General features: G+C 69.1%; 16 protein-coding genes. 10 read left to right on the forward strand and 6 right to left on the reverse strand.

What is annotated here, in order from left to right:
* Positions 1-197: 197 nt before the first annotated feature.
* Both E7Z54_RS06200 and E7Z54_RS06205 read right to left on the reverse strand, forming a co-directional pair.
* Positions 198-830, reverse strand: a complete 633-nt coding sequence (locus E7Z54_RS06200) for an Rv1733c family protein (protein ID WP_431188799.1) — start codon at positions 828-830, stop codon at positions 198-200.
* A 280-nt stretch (positions 831-1110) separates the two neighbouring features.
* Positions 1111-2841, reverse strand: a complete 1731-nt coding sequence (locus tag E7Z54_RS06205; protein WP_136432134.1) for a sensor histidine kinase — start codon at positions 2839-2841, stop codon at positions 1111-1113.
* A gap of 143 nt (positions 2842-2984) precedes the next feature.
* Between E7Z54_RS06205 and E7Z54_RS06210 the strand changes: the two genes are divergently transcribed.
* Positions 2985-3383: a pyridoxamine 5'-phosphate oxidase family protein gene (locus tag E7Z54_RS06210; RefSeq protein WP_168798195.1), complete on the forward strand. Its 399-nt coding sequence runs from the start codon at positions 2985-2987 to the stop codon at positions 3381-3383.
* Between the two features lie 5 nt (positions 3384-3388).
* On the opposite strand, the gene E7Z54_RS06215 is transcribed toward E7Z54_RS06210, so the two are convergent.
* Positions 3389-3997, reverse strand: a complete 609-nt coding sequence (locus E7Z54_RS06215) for a response regulator (RefSeq protein WP_136432136.1) — start codon at positions 3995-3997, stop codon at positions 3389-3391.
* A 3-nt stretch (positions 3998-4000) separates the two neighbouring features.
* Here E7Z54_RS06215 and E7Z54_RS06220 point away from each other — a divergent pair, with 3 nt between their 5' ends.
* The 5 genes from E7Z54_RS06220 to E7Z54_RS06240 all read left to right on the forward strand — a co-directional run bounded on the left by E7Z54_RS06220 (position 4001) and on the right by E7Z54_RS06240 (position 9045).
* On the forward strand, positions 4001-5188 hold the full coding sequence (locus E7Z54_RS06220; RefSeq protein WP_136432137.1) for an Acg family FMN-binding oxidoreductase: 1188 nt from the start codon (positions 4001-4003) through the stop codon (positions 5186-5188).
* 164 nt (positions 5189-5352) lie between these two features.
* Entirely contained in the window at positions 5353-6267 is a 915-nt protein-coding gene (locus tag E7Z54_RS06225; RefSeq protein WP_168798196.1) for a universal stress protein, read from the forward strand.
* Positions 6268-6503: 236 nt separating this feature from the next.
* Positions 6504-7346 (forward strand): universal stress protein, encoded by an 843-nt coding sequence (locus tag E7Z54_RS06230; RefSeq protein ID WP_136432139.1) that lies wholly within the window; start codon positions 6504-6506, stop codon positions 7344-7346.
* A complete protein-coding gene (locus E7Z54_RS06235; RefSeq protein ID WP_136432140.1) occupies positions 7343-7891 on the forward strand; it encodes a flavodoxin/nitric oxide synthase in 549 nt (182 codons plus the stop codon). Before E7Z54_RS06230 ends, E7Z54_RS06235 begins: the two co-directional genes overlap by 4 nt.
* 23 nt (positions 7892-7914) lie before the next feature.
* A complete protein-coding gene (locus E7Z54_RS06240) occupies positions 7915-9045 on the forward strand; it encodes an acetate/propionate family kinase (protein WP_136432141.1) in 1131 nt (376 codons plus the stop codon).
* Here the strand turns inward: E7Z54_RS06240 and E7Z54_RS06245 are convergent.
* Genes E7Z54_RS06245 through ppdK form a run of 3 tightly spaced genes read right to left on the reverse strand, consistent with a single transcriptional unit; the run spans position 9031 to position 14823 of the window.
* The gene (locus tag E7Z54_RS06245) at positions 9031-11391 is read right to left on the reverse strand and encodes a phosphoketolase family protein (protein ID WP_136432142.1); all 2361 of its coding nucleotides are present in this window, start codon (positions 11389-11391) and stop codon (positions 9031-9033) included. The genes E7Z54_RS06240 and E7Z54_RS06245 overlap by 15 nt on opposite strands.
* A gap of 43 nt (positions 11392-11434) precedes the next feature.
* Positions 11435-12040, reverse strand: a complete 606-nt coding sequence (locus E7Z54_RS06250; protein WP_168798197.1) for a CBS domain-containing protein — start codon at positions 12038-12040, stop codon at positions 11435-11437.
* 5 nt (positions 12041-12045) lie between these two features.
* The gene (gene ppdK, locus E7Z54_RS06255) at positions 12046-14823 is read right to left on the reverse strand and encodes a pyruvate, phosphate dikinase (RefSeq protein ID WP_136432144.1); all 2778 of its coding nucleotides are present in this window, start codon (positions 14821-14823) and stop codon (positions 12046-12048) included.
* Positions 14824-15419: 596 nt separating this feature from the next.
* On the opposite strand from ppdK, the gene E7Z54_RS06265 reads away from it, so the two are divergent.
* From E7Z54_RS06265 to E7Z54_RS06280, 4 genes are all read left to right on the forward strand, one after another.
* Positions 15420-16307 (forward strand): hypothetical protein, encoded by an 888-nt coding sequence (locus E7Z54_RS06265; protein WP_136432145.1) that lies wholly within the window; start codon positions 15420-15422, stop codon positions 16305-16307.
* Entirely contained in the window at positions 16304-16510 is a 207-nt protein-coding gene (locus E7Z54_RS06270; RefSeq protein WP_136432146.1) for a hypothetical protein, read from the forward strand. The genes E7Z54_RS06265 and E7Z54_RS06270 overlap by 4 nt, the downstream gene beginning before the upstream one ends.
* Positions 16511-16522: 12 nt before the next feature.
* Positions 16523-16747 (forward strand): hypothetical protein, encoded by a 225-nt coding sequence (locus E7Z54_RS06275; RefSeq protein ID WP_136432147.1) that lies wholly within the window; start codon positions 16523-16525, stop codon positions 16745-16747.
* A 78-nt stretch (positions 16748-16825) separates the two neighbouring features.
* Entirely contained in the window at positions 16826-17071 is a 246-nt protein-coding gene (locus tag E7Z54_RS06280; protein WP_136432148.1) for a hypothetical protein, read from the forward strand.
* Positions 17072-17120 lie beyond the last annotated feature (49 nt).

Genomic DNA, 17120 nt, shown 5'->3' on the forward strand with positions numbered 1-17120 from the left:
CATCAGCCTCTCGCTGTATTCACACGTGCCGGCACTAGCTGGGGCCTCCTGGGCTTGGGGGCAGAACTCGGCCCGACCGCGGTGGCGTGGGTGCTGACGCTCGCAGCAGGATGGCGGTTCGAGCGTCGCGACCTCGGGTAGGACCAAACCCCGGTGCTGGTTTCAGCACCTGACCGCCGCTCTCGCAACGCCGAGCGTCACGCCTCGTAGCCGAGGTCGTACCTCCTCCATGCGGCCTCCCAGGCCCGGCCGCGACTCCGTCCAAGTCCGCACCGCACGCCCAGGAGAGCGACCCACACCATGGTCATCGCGGCCAGCAGAACTGTTATGGCGGCGATGCCCGCCCTCGCCCCCGCCTGCGACGAAGTGAGTGGCGGATCGCTGAGATCGCCGTCGGTAGTGGTCCACACCGTGACGTCGCTACCGCGAAGCGCCGTCAGCGGGACGGGCACGGTGGCTCGCAACTCGCGGCTGTTCGAACCGACCCACACAACTTCCGCGGTGGTCGACGTCTTGCCCGGCATCGGTGTGGCGGGCACGGGGTCCCCGACCAGGGTCGCCGTGACGAGTTTGCGGTCGATTGCCTGCGAGCGCGCCTCAGCGAGCGAGCGGTCCCTCACCTCCGCCCCGACGACACCGGCGACCGGCAGCGCCGCCACGCACAGCAGCACCGCCGAAAGCAACACGGCAACCTCGACGCAATCGCTCCGTCGGCACAGCGGACTACGGCTGAGGACGAGCCGGATGACCCGGAGCGACCAACAGCGCTGGAGCAGCGATAGATCTGGCCTGAGATGTGACCGGCGCTCCGGCCCGGTGCGCGTGTACATGTCCAGCACCGTGCCGCGTTTCCGGAGGCACGGGTACGGCCATGGGGCCTGGTCGCCACAGGACTTCGGTCCCGAAGCGGCGGCCACGGCACGAGCAATAGGTACCCGCTGTCGCCTGATTGCGAACGGGAGACCAAGCAGCGTGACACCGTCCGTGCGTTGACCGATGCCATCTTCATCACCTCGATCGAGGACGAGGCATGAGCGAGCACCACAAGCGGATGAGCGGCCGCCAGCGACAGGCGCGCGACCACAAGATCCCGGGAGGTACGTAGCCTGTTCATCCGCGGGGGATCGACCAGAAAAGCGCGGTGCCGGCACCCGGCGCGGACTCGATTGTCAGTGTTCCTCCGCGTTGCTCGGCGCGGGCACGGATGTTGGCCAAGCCGCTTTCGACCACGTCGGGGCCCATGCCCCGCCCGTCGTCGCGGACGCTGAGCGAGATCAGGTCCGCAGCGGCGAGCACCACCTCGACCGCTGTGGCCTCGGCGTGACGGCTCGCATTGGACAGCGCCTCAGCGAGCACAGCCAGCAGGTCTGGGGTGACATCGGAGCTGATGAGCGAACGGACCGGTCCCTCGAACCGCAAACTTGGGCGGAACTTCAGTGTCGAGGCCGCCCGCTCGACCAGCCGGGTGACCTCTCCCTGGATGTCGTTGGACTGCTCGGCCGAGCCCAGGCCGAAGATCGCGCGCCGGATGTCCTTGATCGTGGCATCCAGGTCGTCCACCGCCTGTTCGACGCGCGCGGCCACTTCCGGGCGATCGGTTAGTCGCGCGGCACCCTCCAGGCCGAGGCCTACCACGAAGAGACGCTGGATGACCAGGTCGTGGAGGTCTCGGCCGATCCGATCGCGGTCCTCGAGGACTGCCAGACGGCGCTGGTCGTCCCGTGCCTCGCCCAGCTGGAGGGCGAGCGCGGCCTGCTCGGCGAAGCTGGCAGCGAGCTGCGTGTCCACCGTGTAGTACCGGTCCTCGTTGGACCGCCGCCACGCGAGGGTCAACGCGCCCTTGGCACGGGCGGACGGGTTCAGCGGGACGGCGAGCAGCGGGCCGACGTCTGGCAGCCCGGGCAGTTGCAGGACCTCGCCACCGCCGTCCAACTCGGCAACGTCCTCGACCGACGCTGGCTCGCTCTTCTCGAGCACCAGCCGCGCCATCGGGTCAGCGACCGAAAGCGCAGTCAGGTCGGCGCCGCTGAGCTGTGCGCCAGAGATCGCAGTGACCTCGACGTGGTCCTCGTCATGGCCAGCGACGGTCCACACAACATCGGCACCGGCCACTTGGCACGCAAGGTCGGCGATGGTCTGCATCGAGTCGTTACCGCGCTTCGGGTTCGATAGGAGCGCGACCACACCCGCCGTCGCTGTCCCCCACTCCTCCCGGGTCCTCGCCTCCTCGTAGAGGCGGGCGTTCTCGATGGCGACACCCGCCGCGGCCGCGAGTGCGACCACGACCTCCTCGTCCTCGGCAGTGAAGTCGCCCCCACCCACCTTCTCGGTGAGGTACAGGTTGCCGAACACCCGGTCCCGGATCCGAACGGGCACCCCCAGGAAGGACCTCATCGGCGGATGCTCAGGAGGGAAGCCGTACGACGACGGGTGCTCTGCGATGTCGTGCAATCGCAGGGGCTCCGGGCGGTCGATGATCAGGCCGAGTAGTCCATGACCCGTGGGCAGGTCGCCGATCGTCGCAGCTACGTCGTCGGAGATCCCGTGGTGGACGAAGGTCCGCAGGCGGCGTTGGCGTCCTGCGCTGAGAACGCCCAGGGCGGCATAGCGGGCATCGGCCAGGCTGGTCGCGATGGCGACGATCCTCGACAGCACACCGTCGAGGCTCAGATCTGCCGAGATCGCGACGACCGCATCGAGCAGCAGCTGCAATCGCGCCTGCTGGTCCAGCGCGCCGTGCATCCGGTCGAGCACCGCGCGGACCAGCTCCTCGAACTCGACCTCGTCGAGCCCTGGCACCTGGTGGGCTTCGTCCCTCTCGCCGGATCCCGTCGCGTCCATCCCCTACTCCTGCCGCGTAGTCCCCGTCGCACCACGCTAACAGCGCACGTGGGGCGATGGGTCGAAAGTCCCCCGCCTGCAGGACCCATGCACCTGTTCGTCCATGGCCTGCGAGAAGAGCATCGAGGTCAAGGAGGTGCGCGATGGACGCGGCGGACGAGAAGCGGGGAAGGCTCGTTGAGCTGACCCAGGACGAGTGCTGGGAGCAGATCCGGTCCCGACCCGTTGGACGAGTTGCCTGGATCGGCACTGAGGGAGTCAGCGTGCTCCCCGTGAACTTCCTTGTCGACGGGCGGGAAGTCGTGATGCGCACGACTCCCTACTCCGCGCTCGCCCGCGAATGTCCAGACCGGGAAGTGGTCTTCGAGGTCGATGACCTGGATGAGGAGCACCGTGCGGGGTGGAGCGTGCTCCTCCGGGGCCGGTGCCGACGGGAGGAGCGGACGAGCAGCGGAGTCACCCCATGGGCGAGCGGACGGCGGATACTCGGGCTGCGCATCGAGGTGCGCTCGGTGACCGGCCGACGTGTGCTTCCTACCTGAAGCGCTCAGTCGCCCTTCGGGTCGCCATGCTTGACCGCGAAGATCGCTGCCTGGGTCCGGCTCGACATGCCGAGCTTGGCCAGAAGCGAGGAGACGTAGTTCTTCACGGTCTTCTCGGCCAGATGAGTCTCCCGGGCGATCTCGCGGTTGGTGAGACCTTTGCCGATCAGTTCGAGGATGCGCTGCTCCTGGTCGGTGAGCGCCTCGAGCTCCTTGTTGACCGGCGGTCCGGTCCGGATCCGCTCGAGCACCTGCGCGGTCACCGAGGGATCGAGGGTCGACTGACCCGCGGCGACCCGGCGGACCATGTCGACGAGGGCGTGGCCGCGCACCTGCTTGAGCACGTACCCGGCCGCGCCGGCCATGATGGCGGCGAAAAGGGCGTCGTCATCGTCGTATGAGGTGAGGATGAGGGCAGCGATGCTCGGATCCTGCGATCGCACGTCGCGGCACACGTCGATTCCGGAACCGTCAGGGAGGCGACCGTCCAGGATCGCGACGTGTGGGCGCAGCGCCGGTATGCGCCGGGCCGCCTCCGCTGCCGATCCTGACTCGCCGACGACCACGATGTCGTCCTCAGCCTCCAAGAGACCGCGGATGCCCCGCCGTATCATCTCGTGGTCATCCAGGAGATAGACCCTGATCTCGTCACCGGTCTCGCGGACCGGCGCCGTCTCTTCTGCCTCGGTCACACATCCACCGTAGCCCCCGACCGCCTACGCGTCAGGGCGGATCGACCCGCGAAGCAAGGGACCTTCGACTCTGCCCCACCGCGGCTGGACAGCCGACTCTGGATCGGAAGGGACAGGTGTGACGAAATGACGACCAAGAGGACCGCGAATCGCGACGAAGCCCCGACGACGGCAGTGGTGGAGCGGCTCGTCGAGCTGGCCCGCCACGCCCCCAGCGTGCACAACACCCAACCCTGGATCTGGCGCCGCAGCCCGACCGGAGTCGACCTCCACGCTGACTTTGCCCGGCACCTGCCCGCGGAGGACCCCAGCGGGCGCAACCTGGCGATCAGCTGTGGCGCCGCGTTGCACCACCTGCAGTTCGCGGCACATGCCCTCGGCTGGGAGACGGCAGTTTCACGGCTTCCGCTGACAAACGACGAAAGTCTTCTGGCCCGGGTGGCCCTGGGCCGGAGTGCACATCCGATGGTTTCACCTGAGGCTGTGGAAGTGCTACGTCAGCGGTGCACGGACCGCCGACGCTTCACTGCCTGGCCCATGCCGACCGAACGGCTGCAGGCCCTGTGCCGGATTACTGAGGAGTGGCGGACACACGCCGTCGCGATCACCGACGCGGCAGCGAAGTTCCGCCTGGAAGTAGTCGTGAATCGCGCCGTCACCGAAGGAGAGCTCGACGGGAGACGGCTGCGTGAACAGGATTCGTGGGTCGGCAGGCGAACCTCCGACGGGATCCCGCTCGCCGTCCTTCCGGCCGCTTCAGACCCGCTCCGGGCGCGCTCCCGATTCGGCCCCGGCCTGCTCGAGGACGCCCGCATGGCGATCGCCGGCGGAGACGGGCTGATCGTCCTGGGCAGCGACGCGGACGACGTCGGCAGCTGGTTGCGAACCGGCGAAGCACTCAGCGCGCTCTGGCTCGAAGCCACACGTGCCGGCCTGTCCGTGGTGCCGATGAGCCAGCCGATCGAAATCGACTCCACCCGCCGCGAGATCCGCGACGAGGTGCTCGACAACTCTTTCGTCCCTCATCTGCTGCTGCGGATCGGGTGGCAGGCGATGGGTCGCAGCGACCTGCCTCGCACGCCTCGGCGACCCGTTAGCGACATCCTGCGTTGATGTAGCGGCGCCGGACCGCGGTCCGCATGAACCGCGGTCGTGAGCTGGCGCCCTCGTCGACCGCACAGTCGTCGTCAAGTATCCGGGGGCGGAGTCGAAGGTCCCGCTGGATGAGGGCCCTCCGACCGTACTCGCCCGCGACCCCTAGGGCGCACGCTGGAGCCATGAGCGATCACATCAGTCCTTCCAGCATCATTGTCGGCGTGGACGGCTCCGACGACTCCGACCGCGCCCTCCAGTGGGCCGCGGAGCAGGCGCACCTCGAGCGTCGACCTCTCGTTGTCGTCACCGCGGTCGCCGCCGGTGCGACGACTGCGGCCAACGTCCGGGGCATCACGCTGTCCGGCGTCGGGGCGGTGTATGCCTACGCCGACGACGACCTCCTTGCCTTCGGGAAGGAGGTCGCGATGGACGCCGTCGACACGGCACGTCGGCTTCGGCCCGGTCTCGAGGTCGGAGCCCACGTCACGTTGGGGGATGCCCGCGAGGTCCTGGTGGACCTCTCCGCGCGCGTCTACCTCATCGTCCTCGGGTCCCGCGGCCGCGGCACGGTCCGGAGCAAGATCCTGGGCTCGGTCAGTGCGACCGTCAGCCGCCAGGCTGCCTGCCCAGTGGTCGTCTGCCGGCCGGATGGCCTGGGCACGCACGACGCCGGCGTGCTCGTAGGCGCCGACGGCACGGCGGAGTCGGGCCCGGTGGTCGAGTTCGCCTTTCGGCAGGCGTCGCTCCGCGGCGCCCCAGTGACTGTGCTCCACTGCATGTGGGACTCAGTAGCGGCGGTGCACGGGCCCGCCTTGGCCCCTGCCACTGAGCCTGGGCTCGAGGAGCAGCGCATGCTGCTCTCCGAGACCATCGCCGGCCTCGCCGAGAAATTCCCGGAGGTCCGAGTCGAACTCCAGTTGGCCCACGGGTTCGCCGCCGAGTGCCTTTCCGCCGGCTCACCGCGGTGGGGACTGATCGTGGTGGGGCGCCACCCCGTCGACTCCATCCCCCGCCTCGTGGCCGGCTCGATCGCCACCTCGGTGATGGAGCAGGTCCGGACGACCGTGGCGGTAGTACCTGAGGCAAAACCCGCCTGACACTTGGTACCTGCGAGTCGGCGGATCTCAGCCCCACACCCTGCGCACCGGAACCTCGGCCTAGCAGTCCCACCCCGTACCGATCCGGGCGGCCGGCGAGCTCGCACCAGCGCAGGCGGATCGTCGACCCCTTCGCCCCTCCGGCCCGGCAGGCACCGGTGACAGGGGCCGAAGGTCCCTCCAAGTCGGGATCTCAGCCCGTTACCTCAGCGCGATCGAGCGAGCACGCTGGAGCCATGAGCCACTACATCCAACCGGGCAGCATCGTCGTCGCCGTCGACGGTTCGAAGCACGCCGAACGCGCCCTGCACTGGGCGGCCGAACAGGCGCGCCTCGAGAACCGTCCCCTGGTCGCAGTCACGGCAGACGAGGGACAATCGCACGACGTCAAGGACGAGGTCACGCGACTGATCCGCGAGGCCCGTCCGGACGTCGAAGCACGGACGATCACCGCCGTCGGTGATCCGCGCCCCGTGCTCGTGGACCTCTCGCGGCAGGCCCATTTGCTCGTCATGGGTTCCCGCGGCCGCGGGACCCTGCGAAGCATGCTGCTCGGGTCCGTCAGCACAGCGGTCACCAAACTCGCGTCATGCCCGGTGGTTGTGTGCCGGCCGCGCCGGGGCGAGGACGGCGGCCAAGGCGTCCTCGTCGGAGCCGACGGAACGCGAGAGTCGCTTCCCGTCCTCGAGTTCGCCTTCGAGCAGGCGTCGATCCACGGAATGCCACTCACAGTGGTCCATTGCATCTGGGACGTGGTCGCCGCCGTCGCCGGCCTGCGCACCGTGCCCGTCGAGGACCTCGACCCGACCGACGTCGACGAGCTGCAGGTCCTCCTCGCCGAGTCGGTCGCTGGCTTCGCGGAGAAGTACCCGGACGTCCGTGTGACCCGTCGGGTCGCCCACGGCCTCGTCGACGAGGTCCTCGTCGGCCGCGGTGACAAGTGGGACCTGGTAGTCGTCGGTCGGCATCCGGTCAACTCCCTCAGTCGTCTGGTCACGGGCTCCATCTCGACTGCCGTCGTCGAGCGTGCGCACACGACCGTCGCGGTGGTGCCAGAACCACCTGGGGACGAATCATGAGCACCGCAGAGCTTCAGGCGCTGGTCGCGTACGAGTCGATGTTCGACAACACCGCGCACGCCGCCGAGGCAATCGTCAAGGGCCTGCAGAAGGCCGGATTCGAAGCCCACAGCGTGCCCGTGACGTCCCTGGCGTCCACGGGACCGTTCGACGTGGACCTGGTGGTGCTGGATGCACCGACCCATGCATTCTCGCTGAGCAGGCCGGCGACCCGCGCCGATGCCGTTCGTCAGGGTGCGCCAGCGGAGCGGGCCGGGATCGGCGCCCGGGAGTGGATCGCGACGATCAACCCCGAGCGGTTCGGCACCCCGCTGATAGCGGTCTTCGACACCCGCGTCGCGGAGGTCCGTCGCCTTCCGCTGGCGGCCGGCCTCACCGCCGCGCGCCTGCTGAGGCGCAGGGGCTTTCGGCTCCTCCGCAAGCCCGTCGCCTTCCTCGTCGAGGACACCCGGGGGCCGCTTAGCGCCGGCGAGGAGGCGCACGCCGAGCGCTGGGGCCAGATGATCGGCGACGCCTGCCGCGACGAGCTCGACAACGCCGCCTGATCACGACGCCATAGGGTCGCACCATGACCCGATCCGACGTGGTCTTGGTCCTCAACGCTGGCTCGTCCTCGCTCAAGTACCAGGTCGTGCGCCTGCCCTCGGGGGAAGAGGTGCGCGGTGACCACGTCGAGCGTGTCGGTGCCGACGGCTGGGACGCCGCCGTGAACGATGTCGTCACTGCCGTCGAGGCCGCCGGCCTCGCCGACCACCTCACTGCGGTCGGCCATCGCGTGGTCCATGGCGGTGACCTCCACAGAGTGCCGACCGTCATTGACGACGCGATCGTCGGCGATCTGGAGGCACTAGGTCGGCTCGCGCCGCTGCACAACCCGCCCGCCGTCGAAGGCATTCGGCGCGCCCGCACCGCCTACCCACGTGTGCCCCACGTCGCCGTCTTCGACACGGCCTTCTTCAGCGACCTTCCTGCGGTAGCGACGACCTACGCGATCGATCATGATGTCGCCGCGGCCGAGGGCATTCGCCGGTTCGGCATGCACGGCATCAGTCACGAGTACGTCGCCGGGCGAGCTGCAGAGCTCCTCGATCGCGACCCGACGGCCCTCAACCAGATCACGCTCCACCTAGGCAACGGGGCGTCTGCCGCCGCCGTACGGGCCGGCCGGCCGGTCGAGACGAGCATGGGGCTGACACCGCTGGAGGGCCTGGTGATGGGAACCCGCGGGGGCGATCTCGATCCTGGGGTCCTCCTCCACCTACTGCGACACGGCGGCTACGACGTCGACCGGCTGGACGACCTGCTGCACCATCGCAGCGGGCTGCAGGGCATCGCCGGGGCGAGCGACTTCCGTGACCTCGTCGCCGCGATCGATGGCGGCGACGACCGGGCACGCCTTGCGTACGACGTCTACTGCCACCGGATTCGCAAGTACGTCGGCGCCTACCTCGCCGTGCTCGACGGCGCCGACGTCGTCGTCTTCACCGGCGGTGTCGGCGAGAACGTGCCACGGGTGCGCGAGGACGCGCTGGCCCGACTGGACCGGCTCGGCATCGAGGTGGACACCGAGCGCAACCGCGCCGCCGGAGCAGGCCCTGCCGTGATCAGCGGATCGTCGTCGCGGGTCACGGTGCTCGTCGTACCCACGAACGAGGAGCTGGCCATCGCTCGGAAGGTCGCCGCCCTAGCCGGCGGCTGAGCCCGGCCAGCGCCACTGCTGCACCTCGGGCAGGTCCTCACCGTGCTCGCGCGTCCACGCGCGAGCGCGTCGCCGGGTGTCCTCCATGAACTGGCGGACACCCGCCGCCCGCTGGCCGAGGCCGGGCACGCGGTCGATGACGTCCATCACCAGGTGGTAGCGGTCCAGGTCGTTCATCATCACCATGTCGAAGGGGGTCGTCGTCGTCCCCTCCTCCAGGTAGCCGCGGACGTGGATGTTGTCGTGGTTGGTGCGGCGGTAGGTCAACCGGTGGATCAACCACGGGTAGCCGTGGTAGGCGAAGACGACCGGCTTGTCGGTCGTGAAAACCGCATCGAACGCGCGGTCTGACAAGCCGTGTGGGTGGGCGCGCTCGTCCTGCAGGCGCATCAGGTCGACCACGTTCACGAACCGCACGGCCAGGTCGGGCAGGTGCTCGCGCAGCAGTGCTGCGGCGGCCAGTGACTCCAGAGTCGGCACGTCTCCGGCGCATGCGAGAACCACGTCCGGCTCCGGGCCGCCGGTCGAGGCCCACTCCCAGATCCCCAGTCCACGAGCGCAGTGCAGGTCCGCCTGCTCGGCGTCGAGCCAGTCGTACGACGGCTGCTTGCCCGCGACCACGACGTTGACGTAGTGCATGCTCGCAAGGCAGTGCTGCATCGTGGAGAGCAACGTGTTCGTGTCCGGCGGGAGGTAGACACGCACCACCTCCGCCTTCTTGTTGACCACGTGGTCGATGAAGCCGGGATCCTGGTGAGAGAACCCGTTGTGGTCCTGCCGCCACACGTGAGAGGTCAGCAGGTAGTTGAGGGACGCGATCGGCGGTCTCCACTCCAGGGTGCGCGTGGTCTTCAGCCACTTCGCGTGCTGGTTGAGCATCGAGTCGACGAGGTGGATGAACGCCTCGTAGCAGCTGAACAGGCCGTGGCGACCGGTGAGCAGGTAGCCCTCCAGCCAGCCCTGGCAGGTGTGCTCGGACAGGATCTCCATGACCCGTCCGGTGTGCGCCAGGTGCTCGTCGGACTCGAGGATCTCGGCACCGAAGACCTTGTCGGTCACCTCATAGACCGCGTCCAGCCGGTTCGAGGCCGTCTCGTCGGGCCCGAAGAGCCGGAAGTTGTCGGCGTTGCGGCGCATCACCTCGGCCAGGTAGGTGCCGAGCACACGGGTCGGCTCATGGATCGAGCCTCCCGGCTCGGCTACCTCCACCGCTGCCCCGGAGAAATGCGGAAGGTCCAGGGGATTGCGCAGCACACCGCCGTTCGCATGCGGATTGGCGCTGGTCCGGCGCGGACCGCTCGGGGCGATCTCGAGGAGTGCCGCCACCGGGCGGCCATCCTGGTCGAACAGCTCCTCCGGACCGTAGGAACGCATCCACTCCTCGAGGAGCTTCCGGTGCCCGTCGTCGTCGCGGGTGCCGGCCAGCGGCACCTGGTGGGCACGCCACGTGCCCTCGACCTGCTGGCCGTCCACCATGCCCGGCCCCGTCCACCCCTTCGGGGTGACCATCAGGATCATCGGCCAGGGCCGTCGTACGACGTCACCCTCCTCGCGCGCGAGGCGCTGGATCTCGCGGATCCGGTCGTGGGCGGCGTCCATGGCGACGAGCATCTGCCGGTGCACGTCCATCGGGTCATCGCCCTCGACGGTGAGCACCTCGTGACCGTAGCCACGCAGCAGCGACTCAAGCTCCTCCCGCGGGATCCGCGCAGGGATGGTCGGGTTAGCGATCTTGTAACCGTTGAGGTGAAGGACCGGGAGCACCGCGCCGTCATGCGTCGGGTCGACGAACTTGTTGGCGTGCCATGACGCGGCCAGCGGCCCGGTCTCGAACTCGCCGTCACCGATCACGGCCACGGCGACCAGGTCCGGGTTGTCCAGGACCGCGCCGTAAGCATGGGACAGGACGTACCCGAGCTCGCCACCCTCATGGATCGATCCCGGTGTCTCCGGAGCCACGTGGCTGGGCACTCCGCCAGGGAAGGAGAACTGCCGGAACAGCCGCCGCAGCCCCTCCTCGTCCTGCCCGATCTGCGGGTACACCGCGGAGTAGACGCCCTCAAGCCAGGCATTGGCGACCGCAACCGGTCCGCCGTGGCCAGGGCCGGCGAGGACGATCGCGTTCACGTCGCGCTCGCGGATCAGCCGGTTCAGGTGGGTCCACACCAGGTTGAGGCCGGGCGTGGTTCCCCAGTGGCCCAGCAGTCGGGGCTTGATGTCCGTGGGCTCGAGCGGCCGCCGGAGCAAGGGGTTGTCGAGCAGGTAGATCTGCCCGACGCTCACGTAATTCGCTGCACGCCACCAGGCGTCCAGCGTGTGCAACCGCTCATCGAGAGCGTCTGTCATGAGGTCGACCTCCAGCTCGTGACGACAACCACGATGTCAACCCTCAGCAGGCGTGGACAGCGGTGACGCCCGGCGTCGCGGTCACCATGTCGAGGGCCCGGACGAGCTCCGCCCGGTCCCGGGTCCCGGCGGTGCGGAGCTGGACCACTCCGTTGCGGACCTCCACTCGGTAGCGCGACAGGCCCGCGAGGGCCAGCGCATCGGCGATGTCCTGCTCCAGCGACTCGTCGTCCCGGGCGAGCGCACGCACGACGTCGCTGCGGCTCACCACGCCCACGACCTGGTCGGCCGCGTCAACCACAGGCAGGCTCTTGACGCCGGTCGCGGTCACGATGCGCTCCACCTCCTCCAGGTCGGTCTCCGGGTGCACGACCACGATCGGACGACTCATCACGTCCTCAACCAGGTCTCCGGCGCGCGTCCTGTTCCGGCGAGCGAACGGACCCGGCGCGCTGCCGAGCAGCGGGTCGGGCTGGATCCGGCCGAGGATCAGGTCGGCCTCGCTCACGATGCCGACGATCCGTGCTGTCGGGTCGACCACGGGGAGCGCGGTCACCCCGTGGCCAGCCAACAGCCGGATCGCCGTGCCGACGGTGGTGTCGGTGGTCACCGTGACGGGTCGGGGGCTCATCACGTCCTTGACGCGCATGGTTCTCATCTCCTCGCGCCGACGGTGTCGGCATCGCGTGTGGTGTCAGCTGTGACGCTCCTGGAATCGGTCTTCGTGCCGACTTCGGCCTGTAGCCGTGACCCGATCGCGGCCGGCTCGCTTCGGTGCAGCAGGGCCGCACGACCCGCTTCGAGCCGGGCAACGGGGATCCGGAACGGGGAGCACGACACGTAGTCGATGCCGATCCCGTCGAAGAAGTGGATCGAAGCCGGGTCTCCCCCGTGCTCACCGCAGACGCCTGCCGCGATCTCCGGACGGACAGCGCGCGCCTGCTCAACCGCGCTCTTCACCAGGCTCCCCACGCCGTCGACATCGATCGATGCGAAGGGTGACTGCCGCAGCACGCCGGCGTCCAGGTACCGGGGCAGGACGGACCTCTCCACGTCGTCGCGGGAGAACCCCCACGTGAGCTGCGTCAGGTCGTTGGTGCCGAAGGACAAGAACTCGGCAGATCGCGCCAGCTGACCGGCGGTGAGGGCAGCACGCGGGGTCTCGACCATCGTGCCGAACCGGAAGTCCACGTCACCACGGCGGCGGGCGACGTCCTCGGCGACCTCCATGACCAGCGTCTGCACGAACTCGAGCTCTGCCGCGGTGCTCACGAGAGGGACCATCAGCTCCAGGTCCACTCGACCACCGCGGTCACGGACGTCGGCGGCTGCCTCGAAGAGCGCGAGCGCCTGGGTCCGTACGAGGTCGGGGTGCACGATGCCGAGCCGCACGCCACGGAGCCCTGTCATCGGGTTCTCCTCGTGCACCCGTTGCGCGTCGGCGAGGCGCCGACGGTCCAGCCGCGTGGCACCGCCGCGCTTCTCAGCGAGAGCCACGCGGACCGCCATCTGGGTGAGGTCGGGCAGGAACTCGTGGAGCGGAGCATCGAGCAGCCGGATCGCCGTGACCTGTCCGTCCGTCTCAGCCAGTAGGCTCTCGAAGTCGCCACGCTGGAGTCTCAGCAGCTGTGCGAGCGCCGACGTACGCTCGTGCTCGTCGGCGGCGAGGATGACGCGCTGGAGATACGTGCGGCGGTCGCCCAGGAACATGTGCTCCGTGCGGCACAGCCCGATCCCCTCCGCGCCGAAGCGCATGGCCCGGGCGGCGTCCTCGTGGGTGTCGGCGTTCGCGCGGATCCGGAGACGGCGTACGGCGTCGGCGTGATCGAGCAGGCCTGCGACGGCGGAGATAAGCTCGCCGTCACGGAGACCGCCTTCGAGCCATTGGACCACCTCCGAGTCGACGGTCCGCCGAGCGCCGAGGAACACCCCGCCGCTGGCGCCGTCGAGGGAGATCACGTCGCCCTCGGCGATGGTTCGGCCAGCGCCCACGGAGACCTGCCGCTTGTCGAGATCGATCTCGAGTGCGCCCGCTCCGCAGACACACGGCAGTCCCATCGCGCGCGCAACGACAGCTGCATGCGACGTCCGGCCCCCGCGGCTGGTGAGCACCCCCTTGGCCGCGACCATCCCGGCCAGGTCCTCGGGCCTGGTCTCCTTGCGGACCAGGATCACGTCCTCGCCGCGCCCTGCCCATTCGACGGCGGTCGCCGAGTCGAGGACGACCCGACCGACGGCTGCCCCGGGCGATGCGGCGAGTCCCACCGCCAGCTCCTTCCGACCATCGGGGGCCTCGAACCGGGGAAACATCAGCTGGGTGAGCTGCTCGCCCGTAACACGCAGCAGCGCCTCGTCGCGCGTGATCCATCCTTCCTCGACGAGATCCGCGGCGATCCGGAACGCCGCCGCTGGACTGCGCTTGCCGACCCGGGTCTGCAGGATCCAGAGCCGGCCCTCCTCGATGGTGAACTCGATGTCGCACATGTCGCGGTAGTGGCGTTCGAGCGTGCCCATCACCGATCGCAGACGCCGGTACGACGCCAGGTCGATGTCGCGGAGATGTGCGAGCGGGACGGCCGTCCGGACCCCGGAGACCACGTCCTCACCCTGGGCAGTCGGGAGGTACTCGCCGTAGTCACCGAGGTCGCCGGTGGCGGGATCGCGGGTGAAGGCCACTCCCGAGCCGGACCGCGGCCCACGGTTGCCGAAGACCATGACCTGGACGTTGACCGCTGTGCCGAGGTCGTCGGAGATCCCGTTCCGGCGGCGGTAGAGGGCGGCTCGGTCGCTGTGCCACGAGCGAAACACGGCGTCGACGGCGAGGCTCAGCTGCTCTTGGGGATCCTGGGGCATCGGCCGGCCGGCGTGCTGGTCGTACAGCGCCTTGTTGCGCTCCACGACCACACGCACGGCGTCCGCGTCCAGCTCGAGGTCCTGCTCGACACCGCGCTCAGCCTTCACCGCGTCGAGCACTCCGGCGAAGAGGTCGTCCGGGATGCCGAAGACCGTCTCGCCGAACATCTGAAGCAGCCGCCGGTAGCAGTCGAGCGCGAAGCGCTCGTCCCCCGTGACCGCCGCCAGGCCAACCACCGTTCGGTCGTTCAGGCCGATGTCGAGGACGGTGTCCATCATACCGGGCATCGAGGTGGCGGCACCCGATCGCACGGCGAGCAGCAGCGGGTTCGCGATGTCGCCGAGCCGGTGGCCCACCTGTTCCTCGAGCAGCGCGAGGTCGCGGGAGACCTCGCGCTGAAGGCCTGGCGGCTCTGCGCCGTTCTCCAGGTAGTGCCGACAGGCTTCAGTGGTGATGGTGAAGCCTGGCGGGACAGGAAGTCCCAGCTGGACCATCTGTGCGAGGTCGGCCCCCTTGCCGCCGAGCAAGAGGCGGTCGGGAGTGCCGAAGGAGCTGAAGGAGTGGACATAACGGATCACAACTCGATCGTGCCGCCGTTGCGTCGCTTCCCAGCAGGGTCGAAGGTCCCGAGAGGGCTAGGCCTAAGCCCGTTACGGCGCGTGCCCCTGTCGACCGGCTCCCAAGGACGCGAGCATGCAGAGGGCGTCGTTCAGCCGACGGGTGGCGAGGGCGGAAACGACGCCTTCACGTGGTGCCATCAGTGCACTGTTCTCAGCGAGGGCTACTGACCGGACGCCGCTCGGTGAGGGCATCCCGGAGCTGGCGGTACTCCTCCACGTCGATCTCGCCTCGGGCGAGGCGGTCGCCGAGGATCCGACGGCAAGTCGCTCGAGCCTCGGAGCCAACGCACCATGAGGACCAGCCCGACGGCCAAGAGAGTCCAGAGAAGGGGCATGATGAGCAGCATCGCTGGCCAGCTGCTGACGTCCTGCCTGTCGTCCCACATCATTGGACTGCTCCTCTCGGGTGTCGCACCACATGGTGCTGACTCGATCGTGACCTCCTGGTAGGACTGGCGGAAGGGCCGTGGCGCCTTCGGCAGCGGGCCGGAGGTCCTGTGCAGGAGGGAAATCCGCCCGTACCGCCGGCCCCTCAGCGGACCCACGCTGGATCCATGGCTGACCTACCGATGCACGTCTCCGACGCGCCCGCAGCCGGGTTCGCCGAGCGGTCCCGCTCTCTCCGGCCGCTGGGAGCAGCGCTACTCGTCCTTTCGGCAGCCCTGGTCGTCAACACCCTCGCTGGTCCGCTCGTCATCGGATGGATCGACTATCCGATCACGGAGTCCATGCTCAACCAGCTGCTCGGCCTGGAGCTGGTGACCGTCCTCCTCGTGGTGCCGGTCGCCGTGACGGCAGGAGTGTTTGCGATCCGGGAGCGGCCGTTGGCGCCGCTCCTCGCGATCGGCCCCAGCGCGTACACGGCCTACATGTTCGCGCAGTACGTCGTCGGGCCGCTGTACGACCGATACTCAGCGACCGTCCTCTTCCAGCTCGCCATCGCCTCTGTGTCCGGCATCGTGACCGTCTGGTGCTGGGTGCGTGCGGCCGAGGTGCGGCTGCCGGCCGTCGGAAGACGGCGCCGACGCAACGGGACCGCCTGGCTGGTCTTCCTCGCGGTATTCGTGCTGTTGCGTTACTCCACGACCGTGACCGGGGCCCTGAGCGGCGATCGCATCCCGGAGGAGTTCGGCGACTCACCCGCCTTCTACTGGTCGATATTCCTGCTCGACCTCGGCGTCGTCGTACCGGTCACGCTCCTCGCGGCCGGAGCTCTCTACAGTCGTCGCCGGCTCGGCCAGCACGCCTACTACGCGCTGATCGGCTGGTTCACCATGGTGCCGCCGTCGGTGGCAGCCATGGCCGCAGTGATGGTCGCCCGCGACGACCCGCATGCCTCGGTGCCCACCTTGATCCTCACGGCCAGCGCCAGCGTCCTCTTCGCCATCCCCGCCATCGCGGCGGTCCGCCAGCTCTCTCGCAAGGAAGGCGTCACACCATGAGCGCCACATCCCATCCCGTCCTGCACAACTCCACCTCCTCCGCACGGCCGACAGGTCGCGACCGGTCGCGTGTTGGAAGGTCGGTCGTGGGTGGGTTCTACCTGATGATGGCTGGGGTCCACCTCGGGATCGTCGCCGCCGATGCCGAGACCTACCGCGGCTTCGCGGACGGGGGGCTCTTCGCCTTCGTGCGCGACGGATAATCCGAGGTGTTCATGGCCCGTCCGGCGATCTACGGCCTGCTGCTGATGGCCGGGGAGGCGACGCTCGGGACGGCACTCCTCGTGGGCGGTCGCGCCGCGCGGTTCGGCTGGGCCGGCGTCATCGTCTTCCACCTCCTCCTTGTCCTCTTCGGGTGGTGGACCCTCCTCTGGGTCGTGCCCGCACTGGCCGTCGTGCTTCCGCTCGCCCGGCGCGATCTCCGCGCGCAGGTCGCGTGACCCTGCCATGCCGGGACCTTCGGCCCTGCTCCCCCGCACTTCCGCCCGACAGGCTGGGAAAGAATGAAGGAGGCAGCTGTGGAAGCTGAACGAACCCGCCGCCAGGTCCGCCGTGAACTCACGGACCGCCTGATGGTCGAGTACGCCGGCGCAGTCCCCGCAGGCCAAGTACTGGCCGCGGTGGTTCGCATCGACCGGCTGCTGTCGTCATACCACCCCAGCGCGGCGGACCGGATGGCGCTGTGCGAGGAGCTCGTGCGCCACCGCCTCGTCGAGCGCATCGCCCGCACGCACCAGCCGCGGCTCGCGCGCGCCGCCTCCTGACACAGCCACTGTCCACCTCCAATCTTCGGAGGAGACCGATGAAAGCCGC

Source organism: Nocardioides sp., from assembly GCF_004803405.1.
In the GTDB taxonomy this organism is placed as follows: domain Bacteria; phylum Actinomycetota; class Actinomycetes; order Propionibacteriales; family Nocardioidaceae; genus Nocardioides; species Nocardioides vastitatis.